This is a genomic window from Pseudomonas sp. GW821-FHT01C01 (genome assembly GCF_059422645.1).
Window position 1 is genome coordinate 52,591 of record NZ_JBWKXF010000012.1, and the last position, 14,017, is coordinate 66,607.

A 14,017-nucleotide genomic window follows, 5' to 3' on the forward strand; every position below is an offset into this window, starting at 1 on the left:
TAAATATGTTATAGAAGTAGCTAATCTCAAAGCTCCGCTTTAGCGATTGTGCCCCATTCCGCCCTTTGGCGGAAGTTGGCACTTGCCTTTGATACATGCGGCCGAATTACTCCCCCCTCTCTCCGGCGGGGGGCGTGTCAGGCAGCCTGCAACTCGCCTTGTGCAGCGGACATCTCGTCGCGCCACTTCCTGATCGTCTTCGCAGACACGCCAGTTTCTCGCTCAATGGCTTTGCCCTTCACTCCATCCATCAGCATCTGCATCACCTGGGTTTTCTTCGGGTGCTGCTGACGGGTTGGGAAGGCGATGATTGTTGGCATGGAGGTTTTGTATTCCAACTCCGCTTCGTATTCTTCGGCTGTCTTGTACTGGGTCTGTGTTCGCAAGTCATGGTGTAACTTGTCCAGCTCTTCAGGGCTTGGAGTGTTCGACTCATCCCAGTCTTGCCACTCGCAAGCTTTTTGCTCGGGCTCGATGCCTTCCATTTCGCTGAGAAGGGAGCGGGGGCGACTCTTCATCATCCACGGAATAATCAATTCAATTGCTTTCACGTAACGCCTGGCGTGCCTCTCCCCTAGTTGCAGCAGGTCTTGTACGGCCTCGGTGGTTACGAAGGGGAGGGATGCGAGAATCACTGCCAGATTGCGTACCGACAACGGCGTAGACTTTCCTCCTTCGCCGATAGAGCGATCATGCCAATCCAACCGTGCAACACCCTCTGTGATGTCTTGGGCAAACACCGGGTAACGTTCCCAGTACGTGTAGGGGCCGATGAATCCAAAGAACGGGTTCGGGATCATCTTAACTTGTCGGCCGCAAGTGCTTTTCTGCCTTCGAGTAGTCTTAGACATGATTAGTGGTGCGTTAGCTTCCAGCCATTTATTGGCGTTGGCAGCAATGCGTGCGTCCAGCTCTTTGAGTTCGGACTGGGTAAGTATCCTGGTAGTGTAGCTATTAAGGAGGTGCGACTTCATATTGATGTTACTCATTGTGATGTTGTTAGTGCATGTGCAAACCCTCGAAGTGCTCCGGCTATTGTAAGTTTGGAACGCATGGCCCTTATTGCAGGCAGTACTTAACCCGCTCTGCTCAGAGGCCTATTGGCTTGAACATGCGAGGTGGTTGTCAGGTAGGGGAGGTGTTGCTGTGTCCAGCCTTTGCGACTGGGGATGCGGATGATACATCGTGGAAATGGGGCGTCAAGAAAATAATAATGGGTAATCGGACGACAAATTCACACTTAATCCATCGCACTCTTGGGCGATTGTACTACTCCTAGACTCGGTTTAACTTGTTTTTCGCCCAGTGCGGCAAGTGCTTTGCCAGTACCGTGTCAATGTTGTCGTCAGTCAAGTCCGTCTTTCCCGCTTCCGCCAAGCGGCATCAGTTTCTTTTAGAAGTGCTTCTAACTCTTTCCACTTCTTTTCTTTGTAAAGCTCCAGGGCTTTACTCCCCGGAGCAAGGTAATGCCCCGGCTTGTATTCAACGGCATCGCGGTACATCGGGCTGTTACTCCGATAGGTCTGGATTACCAGCTTTCTTCAGGCGCTTCTGGATGTACTGTTTACCCTTGCCGGTAAGAACCGTCTGGGTGTAAGTAATCTTCTTACCATCTGCCTTAGTTGTAGCCTTATCAAGAACGCGGAAGTGTCCAGCGTCCAAGTGTTTCTGGTATGGCTTGTTGTCAGTCATCAGGATTTCTGACTCACGCATCCACTTAAACAACTTCTTCTCACCGAACTTCAAGACCTTCGCAAATTCACCGATGGTCTGTGTGTTAGTAGAGTCACGAACATCATCGAAGTATTCAACCTTCGGTTTGTCCTCAGTGATCTTGTGTTCCAGTTTCAACACTTGTTCGGTGTAACCCAGCAGCAAACCACGGAGGGCTGATGCGTCTGACAGATTAACTGGCTTCACCACTTCACTTTCCAGCTCACGCCAGCGGTCGATGACCTTGGCACGGAGCGGGATGCTGTAGCCGGTGAGCAGGATGTCTACTTCCCGTCGAGGGAGGTTGAAGCATGGCAGTGACTTGTTTTGCTCGCTCAAATAGGAGCCAGCAAATTTGCTGTGTCCTTCCTCATCGCCCAACTGCTTCAGCATTTTGCGAATGTCTCGCATGACATCCGCATGGTTCTTCCCTGTCAGCTTGTGAAGCTCAACGCTGCTCATTGTTACTGGACTATCGCCCATTACAGTTGTTACTTGTTTCATGTATTCCTGGTGCCCTCCGGGGCGTATAAAGCCGCCCGCTTTGCAGGCGGCAAATTTCTTATTCTGCTTTTTGTTCGTTCAAGTACTTCTGCATCTCTGCTTGATACTCTGCCATCTGCTTTTCTCGTTGCTCATCCCGGTAAGCCGCGTACTTCGGTAGACGCTCACGCAAGTCATCCGCGTGGAAGTACAAGTCCTTGCCGTTATCCAAGATTGCAACGAACTCTTCATCCGTCAGGAAACCACGGTAAGTGCGTTCCATTGGCTAATCTGGAGTTTAGGAGAGGGGTAGTGAGTTGGTGTTAAAGGTGGTGCGGGGTCGCAAGGGCGTACTTCATGGATATGAAATTCCGATGCGACCCAGTTTGGGTTATATGTTTACAGTTCTATCCGTTGCAGTGCTTCCGCCATCGCCTTCAACGGGGAGCGACTGCCATATATGCTGAAGGTCACTGCACCGTCCTCGTGCCCGGCTATTCGTTTGATCAGCGAGTCCTGCACACCTGCGTCGCGCAGGTCGTCAATGAGTGTGTGGCGGAAACTGTGGAACGTCTTTCTCGGGTCGGTGATGCCCTGCTTGGTCTTGTACCGACCAAACCACTTCGACGGTGCATGGCCCAGCTTCCCACGTACTGCTTCCAGTTCGGGAAACAGGCGATCTGTTCCGGTGGTCTTGACTGATTCAACGTGCTGCAACAGCCCCAAGTCGATCAGGGCAGGGTGCAAGGGCAGTACACGTCTGCTACTGGAGTTCTTCAGGTTCTGGCCTTCGCGGCTGTCATCGATGCGGATGCACTGGATGCCCTGTTGTTCGATGAGGTCGTCCACACGTAGTTGGCAGAGTTCTTCCAGTCGTGCCCCGGTGGCTCGCCCAAGGAGCGGCAACCAGTAACGCCATGGATGTTTTCGGGCTTGAGCCTTAAGTGCGTCCAGATCGAGCAGAGTGGTCAGGTCGTGTCGATCAAAAGACAGTCGGGCCTCCTTGGCTGACCCCGTCATTACCTTGAGTCCCACCAGCGGATTGTCCGCGACGTAACCGTTCGACTTGCACCAGTTCAGGAACGCAGAGAGTTTGCGTAAGCGATTGTTCACGGTAACGGCGGTGATGGTCTTGTAGTTGGCGCCAGATTCCACGACCTGCTTGAGGGTCTTGCCTTCATATTCAGGGCGTAGGCCGAAGTATTGCGGGCAGCGACTCAGACGATCTTTCAACAGTCGGGCTTGCTGTACGTCGAATGCTTCGGCGGGCATGTCGCCCATCAGCTCGAACAAATCTCGTAATGAGCGTTCAACTTCGTGCGTGCTGACCTCACGCCATGTACCGCCACGTTTTCCCTCTTCTATATAGAGCTTGGAAAGGGCAGCGAGGGTCGGGCCGTCGGTGTGCAGCATCACTGTACTGGTTGGGGCCTTCCGTGCGGCAGGTTGGATCGTTGGTGAGGGGGCAGCGTCCCGCCACTCCGAACACAGCCTACGCAGCGTCTTAAGTTCTGCCATAGGGTGTGCGTTCAGGTGGCTGTGGACTTGTCGGGCGAGTGAAGCAGCGAGGAACAGGGCGCTCTGCCGCTGCCGGATGTTCAGGCTCAAACGTAAAGTGTTACACCTCGGGAAGAGGTGCTTGGGCAGCTTGAGATTGAGGTAATAGAGCGCCCCGCGCTTGATCATGTAGGCCATGGGTGTGACACCAAAGTGTTACAGCAAAGTGTGACAGTGCTGGCTACACCCCGATTTTTTGACTGCCTGTGATCACCTTGAACACAGAAGGTAGGAACAACCCGATAACGCCAAAACCCTTGATTTAGAAGCATCGCAACGATCAGCCGTGAACCCGGTCAGGCCTGGAAGGGAGCAGCCGCAGCGGTGACATTGTGTGCCGGGGTGTGGCTGGTAGGGTTACCACCTTAACGCCGCGCGAGTGTTCTCTCGCGTTATCTTTCTGAAACCAACGTACGCTAGCTGCCAGGACTTTGTCCGGGGCGGTTTTTTGTCGTTTCCGATTTATCGACAGCCGCTGGCTCGCCACCGATATACAGCCGGACAATCTCATCGATCTCCCCGGACATCTTCATCTGTACCAGGGTACTCAGAATGCGCTGCACCGGGACTTGCGGGTCGTTGCGCACGTAGCAACCGATACGGTGTTCCTGCAGCACCGCCACGCCTTGCAGTTGCTTCTCCGGCAGCAGGCGTTGATTGAACCAGTCCAGGCTCCATTGATTGCTGACGGCATAGCGATTGCGGCCGGCCAGGAGTTTTTCCAGCACTTGTTCCTGATTGCGGGCGTCGTCGCGATGCAGTTGGCCGCCGTCGAACAGCGGTTGCAGGGTCGGGTAGCTGTAACCCAGCACGGTGCCAATGGACTGTTGCGGTATGTCGGCGGGTTTGACTGCGGTGGGCGGCGTATGCCGGGTGATCAACAAGTCAGGTTGAGTGAACAGGGGGATGCTCCAGAGATAATCGCCGGACGGTTTGGGCAGCCACGATTGCGCGGCATAACAACGGACATCGACCTCGCCTTGCTCCATGGCGTTTTGCACCCGCCCGCGGGGCAGCACATGGAATTCGGCCGGTACGCCGACCTGAGTCGCGAGGCTGACCATCACGTCATACAGGATGCCCTGGGTCGGTTGGCCCCGTTCAAGTTGCACCATGGGCATGGTCCAACTGTCGGATATCACGAAGCGCAGCGGCGCTTGCGCGGCCACGCCGTCCAGGCTGATCAACAGCAATGTCCCCAAGGCCAGCCGCATAAACACTCCATTAAATGCCTCCGATGTGCAGCTTAGCCAGAATACACGAGCGCACCGGATGCAATTTGTGCCTTGCTCCGCTAGCATTAGCCGCTTCTGCTTCCTTCGCTGCGACGGTTTTCGATGAGTTATCAGGTTCTTGCACGTAAATGGCGTCCGCGCTCGTTCCGCGAAATGGTCGGCCAGACCCATGTGCTCAAGGCTCTGATCAATGCCTTGGACAGCCAGCGGCTGCACCACGCGTACCTGTTTACCGGTACCCGGGGGGTCGGCAAGACCACCATCGCGCGGATCATTGCCAAATGCCTGAACTGTGAAACAGGTATCACTTCGACCCCCTGTGGCGAATGCTCGGTGTGCCGCGAAATCGATGAAGGCCGCTTTGTCGACCTGATCGAGATCGACGCCGCGAGCCGCACCAAGGTCGAAGACACCCGCGAGTTGCTCGACAACGTGCAGTACGCCCCGAGCCGTGGGCGCTTCAAGGTCTACCTGATCGACGAAGTGCACATGCTCTCCAGCCATTCCTTCAACGCACTGCTCAAAACCCTCGAAGAGCCGCCACCCTACGTCAAGTTCATCCTGGCCACGACCGACCCGCAGAAACTTCCTGCAACAATTCTGTCGCGGTGCCTGCAGTTCTCCCTGAAGAACATGACGCCGGAACGCGTCGTCGAGCATTTGACCCATGTGCTGGGCGTCGAGAACGTGCCGTTCGAAGACGATGCGCTGTGGTTGCTGGGCCGTGCCGCCGACGGCTCGATGCGTGATGCCATGAGCCTGACCGACCAGGCGATTGCCTTCGGTGAGGGCAAGGTCATGGCCGCCGACGTGCGGGCGATGCTCGGGACCCTTGATCACGGGCAGGTCTACGATGTCCTGCATGCGCTGATCGAAGGCGATGCCAGGGCGTTGCTCGAAGCCGTCCGCCACTTGGCCGAACAAGGCCCGGACTGGAATGGCGTGCTCTCGGAAATTCTCAATGTGCTGCACCGCGTTGCCATTGCCCAGGCCTTGCCGGAAGGGGTCGATAACGGTCACGGCGACCGTGATCGCGTGCTGGCACTGGCCCAGGCCTTGCCGGCCGAAGACGTGCAGTTCTACTACCAGATGGGCCTGATCGGCCGCCGCGACTTGCCGCTGGCGCCGGATCCCCGGGGCGGTTTTGAAATGGTATTGCTGCGGATGCTGGCGTTCCGGCCCGCAGACACCGCGGATGCCCCGAGGCAACCGCTAAAGCCAGTGGGGATCAGCCAGGCCACAGTTGATTCCGCAAATTCAGTGGCTGCCGCGCAGGTCGTTGCGCCGGTAGCCGCTACGGCCGTTGCACCGATAGTGGCTGCGCCAGTGGCGGCTCCAGCGCCAGCACCGGAACCGGTGGCGCCGGTCGTTGTGCCAGAACCTGCGCCTGCGCCTGTGGTTGAAGCGGTCGTGGTCGAAGAGGTTGTCGACCTGCCGTGGAATGACCCGGTCGAGCCCGCACCCGTTCAGCAGCCCGCAGTGGAACCGGTGCTGGAAACCGCCAGCGAACAACCCGAATTACCGCCGATGCCATTGCCGACGCCGGACAGTGTGGTGCCGGACGCCCCGGAGTGGGCCGCCGCGCCAATCCCGGAACCTTCGGTGGCCGACGTCGATGCCGCGACGCCGGGCATGGACCTGGATGACGAACCACCGCTGGACGAGGATTACATCGAGCCGGACATGGATTCGGCCTACAGTTACCTCGATGAACTGGCCAGCGAACATGCCGCCGACCCGGTTCCGGAGCCCGAGCCGGAACCCGCAGCGATGCCGGCGACCGGTCTGGCCCTGCAATGGCTGGAACTGTTCCCGAAATTGCCGATCTCCGGCATGACCGGCAGCATCGCCGCCAACTGTACGTTGATCGCGGTGGATGGCGACAATTGGCTGATGCACCTGGACCCGGCCCACAGTGCCTTGTTCAACGCCACTCAACAGCGTCGCCTCAACGATGCGCTGAACCAGTATCACCAGCGCACGCTGACCCTGAGCATCGAGCTGATCAAGCCCGAGCAGGAAACCCCGGCACAAGCGGCGTCCCGTCGCCGCGCCAACCGTCAGCGCGAGGCGGAGGAATCGATCCACGGTGATCCGTTCATCCAGCAAATGATGCAGCAGTTCGGTGCGGTGGTCCGTAACGATACTATTGAACCTGTCGACGCCCTGGTCACTCAGGGCTAATAACTGAAGGCGCTCGGCTACACTCCGCCGGGCGCTGTTTTGATCCAAGTACTTTTGAGGTGATTACCATGATGAAAGGTGGCATGGCCGGCCTGATGAAGCAGGCGCAGCAGATGCAGGAAAAAATGGCCAAGATGCAGGAAGAGCTGGCCAACGCCGAAGTCACCGGTAAGGCCGGTGGCGATATGGTCACCGTGGTGATGACCGGTCGTCATGACGTCAAGAGCGTCACCATCGACCCGAGCCTGGTCGAAGGCATGAGCGAAGACGACAAGGAAATGCTGGAAGCGGTCATCGCATCCGCGGTCAACGACGCCGTACGCAAGATCGAAGCCAACAGCCAGGAAAAAATGGGTAGCATGACTGCCGGCATGCAACTGCCACCGGGCATGAAACTGCCGTTCTGATTCGCCTTCAGGCGGCAAATGAGCTACAAAAAATGCCAGGCATTGCGCCTGGCATTTTTGTTTCTGGCTGACAGGGATGCGGTGCCTGTGAAGTCGCCTTCGCGAGCAAGCCCGCTCCCACAGGGGGGGGCGTCGTACACAAACCCACTGTGGGAGCGGGCTTGCTCGCGAAGAAGTCGCCCCGGTCTTGCTGAATAATCATCGAACGCCAAACCGCCACAAAGGTCTGCTCCCTATATCACTGAACCCCATCGATCACAGGAGACGCTGCCATGTCCGACCCCATTCCCCTCAATCAACGTATTGTCCTGGCTTCTCGCCCTGTCGGCGCGCCAACGCCGGAAAACTTCCGCATGGAGCGGGTGGCGCTACCGGATCTGGCCGACGGTCAGGTGCTGCTCAAGACCGTTTTCCTGTCGCTGGATCCCTACATGCGCGGACGTATGAGTGATGCACCGTCCTATGCGGCACCGGTGGAAATCGGCGAAGTCATGACCGGGGGCGCGGTCAGCCGGGTCGAGCGTTCCCTCAATCCGAAGTTTCAGGAAGGTGATCTGGTGGTCGGTGCCACCGGTTGGCAAAGCCACAGCATCAATGACGGGCGCAGCATCATCCCGGTGCCCAAAGGCCTGCCCAGTCCTTCGATGGCCCTCGGGGTGCTGGGCATGCCGGGCATGACCGCGTACATGGGCTTGATGGACATCGGCCAGCCCAAGGCCGGCGAAACCCTGGTGGTGGCGGCCGCATCTGGCGCGGTGGGTTCGGTGGTCGGCCAGGTTGCGAAGATCAAAGGCCTGCGCGTGGTCGGCGTGGCGGGTGGTGCGAAAAAGTGCCGTTATGTCGTCGAAGAACTGGGCTTCGATGCCTGCATCGACCACAGGAGCCCGGACTTTGCTGATGAGCTGGCACAGGCCTGTCCCAAGGGCATCGACATTTATTATGAAAACGTCGGTGGCAAGGTATTCGACGCCGTGCAGCCATTGCTCAACCCCAAGGCGCGGATTCCACTCTGCGGCCTGATTGCCTCCTACAACGCCCAAGAAGCTCCGAGCGGTCCGGATCGCCTGCCACTGTTGCAGCGCACGCTGTTGACCAAGCGTGTGCGCATCCAGGGCTTCATCGTGTTCGATGACTATGGTGATCGCCAACCGGAATTCCTCAGCGCCATGGTGCCGTGGGTACGTGATGGCAAGGTGAAGTTCCGCGAGGACGTGGTCGATGGCCTGGAACAGGCTCCCGACGCGTTCATCGGCCTGCTGGAGGGCCGTAACTTCGGCAAATTGGTGGTTCGGGTTTCCCGGGACTGAGTAATTGACGCTGCAATTTGACGCTAAACCGAGGCGCGGGTATAAACCGCGTCTCGTTGTTTTGTCGGACTTTTCCACCATGAGCTTCAGCCCTTTGATTCGCCAACTGATCGACGCCCTGCGAATTTTGCCCGGCGTGGGTCAGAAAACCGCCCAGCGCATGGCGTTGCAGTTGCTCGAACGTGACCGCAGCGGTGGTTCACGACTGGCACTGGCCTTGAGCCAGGCGATGGAAGGGGTCGGCCACTGCCGTTTGTGCCGTACGCTGACTGAAGATGATCTCTGCCCGCAATGCGCCGATACCCGTCGCGACGACACCTTGCTCTGCGTGGTGGAAGGCCCGATGGACGTCTATGCGGTGGAGCAGACCGGTTACCGCGGCCGCTATTTCGTGCTCAAGGGGCATCTGTCGCCGCTCGACGGTTTGGGCCCGGAAGCCATCGGCATTCCGCAATTGATGGCGCGGATCGAAGAGGCGGGTACCTTCACCGAAGTCATCCTGGCCACCAACCCGACCGTGGAAGGTGAAGCCACCGCGCACTACATTGCCCAATTGCTCAGCAGCAAAGGCCTGATCGCCTCGCGCATCGCCCACGGCGTACCGCTCGGTGGTGAGCTGGAGCTGGTGGATGGCGGCACGCTGGCGCATTCGTTTGCGGGGCGTAAGCCGATTTCTCTGTGATTTGAGTTGTTCGGGCTGACGCCTTCGCTGGCAAGCCAGCTCCTACATGGGTTAGTGATTTCCTGTAGGAGCTGGCTTGCCAGCGAACCAGGCACCTCGGTGTCGCTGGTTCACACAATCCTGTTGAAAACCAAGCAAGCGCTCGGTTAACTTCACTGACCCCTACAGTGGAGCTCGCCGATGTCTGCCTTTCAGGAATACTTCGACCCCAGCCACCAATTGGTCCGTGACAGCGTCAGACGTTTCGTCGAGCGCGAGATTCTTCCTGATATCGAGCAGTGGGAAGAAGCCGAAAGCTTTCCTCGCGAGCTCTATCTCAAGGCCGGCGCGGCGGGGATTCTCGGTATCGGTTACCCCGAAGCTTACGGAGGTAGCCATGAGGGGGATCTGTTCGCCAAAATTGCCGCCAGTGAAGAGTTGATGCGCTGCGGCTCCGGTGGGTTGGTTGCCGGCCTGGGTTCGCTGGATATCGGCTTGCCGCCCATTCTCAAGTGGGCCCGCCCCGAAGTGCGTGATCGTGTGCTGCCGCCGGTGCTGGCGGGAGAGAAGATCAGCGCCCTGGCCATCACCGAGCCCGGCGGTGGCTCCGACGTCGCCAACCTGCAAACCCGTGCCGTGCGCGACGGCGATTTTTACCGGGTCAGTGGCAGCAAAACCTTTATTACCAGCGGCGTGCGCGCGGATTTCTATACCGTCGCGGTGCGCACTGGCGAGCCAGGTTTCGCTGGCATCAGCCTGTTGTTGATCGAGAAGGGCACGCCCGGTTTCACCGTAGGACGGCAGTTGAAGAAAATGGGCTGGTGGGCGTCAGACACGGCTGAACTGTTCTTTGATGATTGCCCGGTGCCCGCAGGAAATCTGATCGGCGCCGAGAACATGGGTTTTGCCTGCATCATGGGCAATTTTCAGAGTGAGCGCCTGGCCCTGGCGTTGATGGCCAACATGACCGCACAGCTTGCGCTGGAAGAAAGCCTGAAATGGGCGCGCCAGCGCGAAGCCTTTGGCAAACCGATCGGCAAGTTTCAGGTGATCAAGCATCGCCTCGCCGAGATGGCGACCGCGCTGGAAGTGTCCCGGGAGTTCACTTACCGCCAGGCCGCGAAAATGGCGGCGGGGCAGAGCGTGATCAAGGAGATTTCCATGGCCAAGAATTTTGCGACGGATACGGCAGACCGGATCGTCAACGATGCGGTGCAGATACTGGGTGGGCTGGGTTACATGCGCGAGAGTCTGGTGGAGCGGCTGTACCGCGACAACCGGATCCTGTCGATTGGCGGTGGTACACGGGAAGTGATGAACGAGATCATCAGCAAGCAGATGGGGCTTTGATTTTGGCGGTGTGGCGGCTGACGCTTTCGCTGGCAAGCCAGCTCCTACGGGGCGCGCTCGACTGTAGGAGCTGGCTTGCCAGCGAAGGCGGTTTGGAAGGCGCCGCTTACTTGTCGGTCAGCGCAAACTGCGTCAGGCAGAACGTAGGAATGCCCATGTCTTCCAGGCGCTGTGAGCCACCCAGCTCCGGCAGGTCGATAATCGCTGCCGCTTCATGCACCCGCGCGCCCATGCGGCGGATCAGGTTCGCTGCGGCAATCAGGGTGCCGCCGGTAGCGATCAGATCATCGAACATCACCACTGAATCGCCTTCGCACAAGCTGTCGGCGTGCACTTCCAGGAAGGCTTCGCCGTATTCGGTCGCATAGCCCTCGGCCAGCACGTCAGCCGGCAGTTTGCCTTGCTTGCGGAACAGCACCAGCGGCTTGTTCAACTGATAGGCCAGTACCGAACCGATCAGGAAGCCACGGGCGTCCATGGCGCCGATATGGGTGAAGTCAGCCTCGACATAACGATGAGCGAAGCTGTCCATCACCAGGCGCAGGGCCGTGGGCGACTGGAACAGCGGGGTGATGTCGCGAAAGATCACACCCGGTTTCGGGAAGTCGATGACAGGGCGGATAAGGGATTTGATGTCGAAGGAGTCGAAGGCCATAGTCGAAGAATCCTGGCAGGGCTGCAAACGACGAAGTATAACGGCGGCTGAACCGTTTCGCTCAGCCGCAACGGTTTGTTTCAGCTTTCCAGTGAGCCGCCGGCCAGGGCGCATAGCTGGATCGGGTCAAGAATCCGGATTTCCTTGCCTTCTGCCGCGATCAGTTCGTTTTGCTGGAAGCGCGTAAAGACGCGGGACACGGTCTCCACCGCCAGGCCCAGGTAGTTGCCGATTTCGTTGCGCGACATGCTCAGGCGGAACTGATTGGCGGAAAAGCCCCGGGCGCGGAAGCGTGCCGAGAGGTTGACCAGAAACGTGGCGATGCGTTCGTCGGCGGTTTTTTTCGACAACAGCAGCATCATCTGCTGGTCGTCACGGATTTCGCGGCTCATCACGCGCATCAACTGACGGCGCAACTGCGGCAGTTGCAGGGCCAGTTCGTCGAGGCGTTCAAAGGGGATTTCACACACTGACGTGGTTTCCAGGGCTTGCGCCGACACCGGATGCTTTTCGGTGTCCATGCCCGACAGGCCGACCAGTTCGCTGGGCAGGTGAAAGCCGGTGAGCTGTTCTTCGCCGGTGTCGCTCAGGCTGAAGGTCTTGAGGGCGCCAGAACGGACTGCGTAAACAGCATCGAAGGTATCGCCCTGGCGGAACAGAAATTCGCCTTTTTTCAGCGGTCGGCCACGTTTGACGATTTCGTCCAGCGCATCCATGTCTTCCAGATTCAATGAAAGTGGCAGGCAAAGAGGGGCCAGGCTGCAATCCTTGCAATGGGCTTGATTATGAGCGCGCAGTTTTACTGGCTCGGACATTTCTTCAATCCTTGTGGGAAAACACACATAAGATGTAAGGGTAACTCACCCGAGGAGATTGCGGCCAGTCCGTGGCGCTTTGTCGCAGCGGCCTAGATCACCCGGGAAAAGCGCTGGCGGCTGTGTTGTTCCAGGTACGCGTCGAAGACCATGCACACCGAGCGCACCAACAATCGCCCGGCGGGCAGGATGGTGATCCTGTCGCGGTCGAGTTCGATCAGCCCGTCTTTGGCCATGTCTTGCAGTTGGGGCCAGAGTTCGCCGAAATAGCCCTGAAAATCGATGTTGAATGCCTGTTCGATGTCGGAAAATTCCAGGCTGAAGGTGCAGATCAATTGCTGGATGACCGCGCGCCGCAGGCGGTCGTCAGCGTTGCATGACAGGCCACGGCTGGTGGCCAGTTGCGACGCTGCGAGCGCGTTCTGATACTGGTTCAGGTCGCTACTGTTCTGGCAGTAAAGGTCGCCGATCTGGCTGATCGCCGAGACGCCGAGGCCGATCAAATCGCAATGACCGTGGGTGGTGTAGCCCTGGAAGTTGCGTTGCAGTGTCGATTCTTCCTGGGCAATCGCCAGCTCATCGTCAGGCAGGGCGAAGTGGTCCATGCCGATGTAGCGGTAGCCGGCGTTGATCAGTTGCTCAATGGTGCGCTGCAGCATTTCCAGTTTCTGCGCGGGTGTCGGCAGTTCATTGCTGTTGATGCGCCGCTGCGGCATGAAGCGTTCCGGCAGGTGAGCGTAGTTGAACACCGATAACCTGTCCGGTTGCAGGTGGATGACCTCTTCGACGGTGCGGGCGAAGTTTTCCGGCGTCTGTTTCGGCAGACCGTAGATCAGGTCGATATTGATCGAGCGAAACTGCAAGGTTCGGGCGGCGTCGATCACCGCGCGAGTTTCTTCCAGGCTTTGCAGGCGATTGACCGCTCGCTGGACCGCCGGGTCGAGGTCTTGCAGGCCGATACTGACCCGATTGAAGCCCAATTCGCGCAGCAGGCCCATGGTCGACCAGTCGGCCTCGCGCGGGTCGATTTCGATGCTGTAGTCACCGGAGTCGTCGTCCAGCAAATTGAAGTGTTTGCGCAATTGCGCCATCAACTGGCGCAGCTCGTCATGGCTGAGAAAGGTGGGCGTGCCGCCACCGAAGTGCAGTTGCTCGACTTTTTGTGTGGGGTCGAGGTGGCAGGCGATCAACTGGATTTCCTGTTCCAGGCGCTGCAAATAGGGCTGCGCCCGGCCGCGATCCTTGGTGATGACCTTGTTGCAGGCGCAGTAATAGCAAATGTTCGCGCAGAACGGCACGTGCACGTACAGCGACAACGGGCGTTGGGCCTTGCGGCTGTCGCGCAGGGCATGGAACAGGTCAAAAGTGCCGACCTGGCTGTTGAATTGCACGGCAGTCGGATACGAGGTGTAGCGTGGTCCCGCCAGGTCATAGCGGCGGATCAGATCGGTGTCCCAACGAATGGCGTCGAGCATCATGCGGGCATTCCCCGGATAGGCTGGCAGTGTCAGCCACTTTATGCGAGGGCGGGGTGGGGCATCTTGATTTGCATCAAGGGTGTCATTGCCAAACATCACCCTGTAGCAGCTGCCGAGCCTGCGAGGCTGCGTTCGGCGGCGCAGCCGTCGTGAAATCAGACTGTGCGGTGTT

Annotated in this window: 14 protein-coding genes and 1 other RNA gene; 6 read left to right on the forward strand and 9 right to left on the reverse strand. The window is 58.4% G+C overall.

Annotated elements, in window-relative coordinates:
• Window positions 1-137: 137 nt before the first annotated feature.
• From AC07XF_RS10965 to AC07XF_RS10985, 5 genes are all read right to left on the reverse strand, one after another.
• Window positions 138-989 carry a helix-turn-helix domain-containing protein gene (locus AC07XF_RS10965; protein ID WP_495026496.1) on the reverse strand — a complete coding sequence of 284 codons (852 nt, stop codon included), beginning with the start codon at window positions 987-989 and terminating at the stop codon, window positions 138-140.
• Window positions 990-1,349: 360 nt separating this feature from the next.
• Complete coding sequence (locus AC07XF_RS10970) at window positions 1,350-1,502, reverse strand: hypothetical protein (protein ID WP_495026497.1); 153 nt, start codon at window positions 1,500-1,502, stop codon at window positions 1,350-1,352.
• 7 nt (window positions 1,503-1,509) lie between these two features.
• Window positions 1,510-2,217: a phage antirepressor KilAC domain-containing protein gene (locus tag AC07XF_RS10975; protein ID WP_495026498.1), complete on the reverse strand. Its 708-nt coding sequence runs from the start codon at window positions 2,215-2,217 to the stop codon at window positions 1,510-1,512.
• Window positions 2,218-2,275: 58 nt separating this feature from the next.
• Window positions 2,276-2,479: a hypothetical protein gene (locus AC07XF_RS10980; RefSeq protein WP_495026499.1), complete on the reverse strand. Its 204-nt coding sequence runs from the start codon at window positions 2,477-2,479 to the stop codon at window positions 2,276-2,278.
• Between the two features lie 116 nt (window positions 2,480-2,595).
• Window positions 2,596-3,891: a tyrosine-type recombinase/integrase gene (locus AC07XF_RS10985; protein WP_495026500.1), complete on the reverse strand. Its 1,296-nt coding sequence runs from the start codon at window positions 3,889-3,891 to the stop codon at window positions 2,596-2,598.
• 122 nt (window positions 3,892-4,013) lie between these two features.
• On the opposite strand from AC07XF_RS10985, the gene ffs reads away from it, so the two are divergent.
• Window positions 4,014-4,110, forward strand: an RNA gene (ffs, locus tag AC07XF_RS10990) — signal recognition particle sRNA small type.
• A gap of 59 nt (window positions 4,111-4,169) precedes the next feature.
• Here the strand turns inward: ffs and AC07XF_RS10995 are convergent.
• Window positions 4,170-4,967 (reverse strand): substrate-binding periplasmic protein, encoded by a 798-nt coding sequence (locus tag AC07XF_RS10995; RefSeq protein WP_495026501.1) that lies wholly within the window; start codon window positions 4,965-4,967, stop codon window positions 4,170-4,172.
• A gap of 123 nt (window positions 4,968-5,090) precedes the next feature.
• On the opposite strand from AC07XF_RS10995, the gene dnaX reads away from it, so the two are divergent.
• From dnaX to AC07XF_RS11020, 5 genes are all read left to right on the forward strand, one after another.
• Entirely contained in the window at window positions 5,091-7,172 is a 2,082-nt protein-coding gene (gene dnaX / locus AC07XF_RS11000; protein ID WP_495026502.1) for a DNA polymerase III subunit gamma/tau, read from the forward strand.
• A gap of 68 nt (window positions 7,173-7,240) precedes the next feature.
• Complete coding sequence (locus AC07XF_RS11005; RefSeq protein WP_007995811.1) at window positions 7,241-7,579, forward strand: YbaB/EbfC family nucleoid-associated protein; 339 nt, start codon at window positions 7,241-7,243, stop codon at window positions 7,577-7,579.
• A 272-nt stretch (window positions 7,580-7,851) separates the two neighbouring features.
• Window positions 7,852-8,886: an NADPH-dependent curcumin/dihydrocurcumin reductase gene (gene curA / locus AC07XF_RS11010; RefSeq protein ID WP_495026503.1), complete on the forward strand. Its 1,035-nt coding sequence runs from the start codon at window positions 7,852-7,854 to the stop codon at window positions 8,884-8,886.
• A gap of 79 nt (window positions 8,887-8,965) precedes the next feature.
• Window positions 8,966-9,568: a recombination mediator RecR gene (gene recR / locus AC07XF_RS11015; protein ID WP_007985916.1), complete on the forward strand. Its 603-nt coding sequence runs from the start codon at window positions 8,966-8,968 to the stop codon at window positions 9,566-9,568.
• Window positions 9,569-9,748: 180 nt separating this feature from the next.
• Window positions 9,749-10,897 carry an acyl-CoA dehydrogenase family protein gene (locus AC07XF_RS11020; RefSeq protein WP_495026504.1) on the forward strand — a complete coding sequence of 383 codons (1,149 nt, stop codon included), beginning with the start codon at window positions 9,749-9,751 and terminating at the stop codon, window positions 10,895-10,897.
• Between the two features lie 106 nt (window positions 10,898-11,003).
• Here the strand turns inward: AC07XF_RS11020 and AC07XF_RS11025 are convergent, their stop codons facing one another.
• From AC07XF_RS11025 to hemN, 3 genes are all read right to left on the reverse strand, one after another.
• Window positions 11,004-11,552, reverse strand: a complete 549-nt coding sequence (locus tag AC07XF_RS11025) for an adenine phosphoribosyltransferase (protein ID WP_007985920.1) — start codon at window positions 11,550-11,552, stop codon at window positions 11,004-11,006.
• An 80-nt stretch (window positions 11,553-11,632) separates the two neighbouring features.
• On the reverse strand, window positions 11,633-12,367 hold the full coding sequence (fnr, locus tag AC07XF_RS11030) for a fumarate/nitrate reduction transcriptional regulator Fnr (RefSeq protein WP_495026505.1): 735 nt from the start codon (window positions 12,365-12,367) through the stop codon (window positions 11,633-11,635).
• Between the two features lie 92 nt (window positions 12,368-12,459).
• Window positions 12,460-13,842, reverse strand: a complete 1,383-nt coding sequence (hemN, locus tag AC07XF_RS11035; RefSeq protein ID WP_495026538.1) for an oxygen-independent coproporphyrinogen III oxidase — start codon at window positions 13,840-13,842, stop codon at window positions 12,460-12,462.
• Window positions 13,843-14,017: the final 175 nt, after the last annotated feature.

What these genes read in the sequence shown, in the direction of transcription:
- AC07XF_RS11020 (WP_495026504.1), top strand. Translation starts at nt 9,749, where the DNA reads ATGTCTGCCTTTCAGGAATACTTCGACCCCAGCCACCAATTGGTCCGT.
- AC07XF_RS10995 (WP_495026501.1), bottom strand. Translation starts at nt 4,967, where the DNA reads ATGCGGCTGGCCTTGGGGACATTGCTGTTGATCAGCCTGGACGGCGTG.
- recR (WP_007985916.1), top strand. Translation starts at nt 8,966, where the DNA reads ATGAGCTTCAGCCCTTTGATTCGCCAACTGATCGACGCCCTGCGAATT.
- curA (WP_495026503.1), top strand. Translation starts at nt 7,852, where the DNA reads ATGTCCGACCCCATTCCCCTCAATCAACGTATTGTCCTGGCTTCTCGC.
- AC07XF_RS11025 (WP_007985920.1), bottom strand. Translation starts at nt 11,552, where the DNA reads ATGGCCTTCGACTCCTTCGACATCAAATCCCTTATCCGCCCTGTCATC.
- fnr (WP_495026505.1), bottom strand. Translation starts at nt 12,367, where the DNA reads ATGTCCGAGCCAGTAAAACTGCGCGCTCATAATCAAGCCCATTGCAAG.
- hemN (WP_495026538.1), bottom strand. Translation starts at nt 13,842, where the DNA reads ATGCTCGACGCCATTCGTTGGGACACCGATCTGATCCGCCGCTATGAC.
- AC07XF_RS10985 (WP_495026500.1), bottom strand. Translation starts at nt 3,891, where the DNA reads ATGGCCTACATGATCAAGCGCGGGGCGCTCTATTACCTCAATCTCAAG.
- AC07XF_RS11005 (WP_007995811.1), top strand. Translation starts at nt 7,241, where the DNA reads ATGATGAAAGGTGGCATGGCCGGCCTGATGAAGCAGGCGCAGCAGATG.
- AC07XF_RS10975 (WP_495026498.1), bottom strand. Translation starts at nt 2,217, where the DNA reads ATGAAACAAGTAACAACTGTAATGGGCGATAGTCCAGTAACAATGAGC.
- dnaX (WP_495026502.1), top strand. Translation starts at nt 5,091, where the DNA reads ATGAGTTATCAGGTTCTTGCACGTAAATGGCGTCCGCGCTCGTTCCGC.
- AC07XF_RS10970 (WP_495026497.1), bottom strand. Translation starts at nt 1,502, where the DNA reads ATGTACCGCGATGCCGTTGAATACAAGCCGGGGCATTACCTTGCTCCG.
- AC07XF_RS10980 (WP_495026499.1), bottom strand. Translation starts at nt 2,479, where the DNA reads ATGGAACGCACTTACCGTGGTTTCCTGACGGATGAAGAGTTCGTTGCA.
- AC07XF_RS10965 (WP_495026496.1), bottom strand. Translation starts at nt 989, where the DNA reads ATGAGTAACATCAATATGAAGTCGCACCTCCTTAATAGCTACACTACC.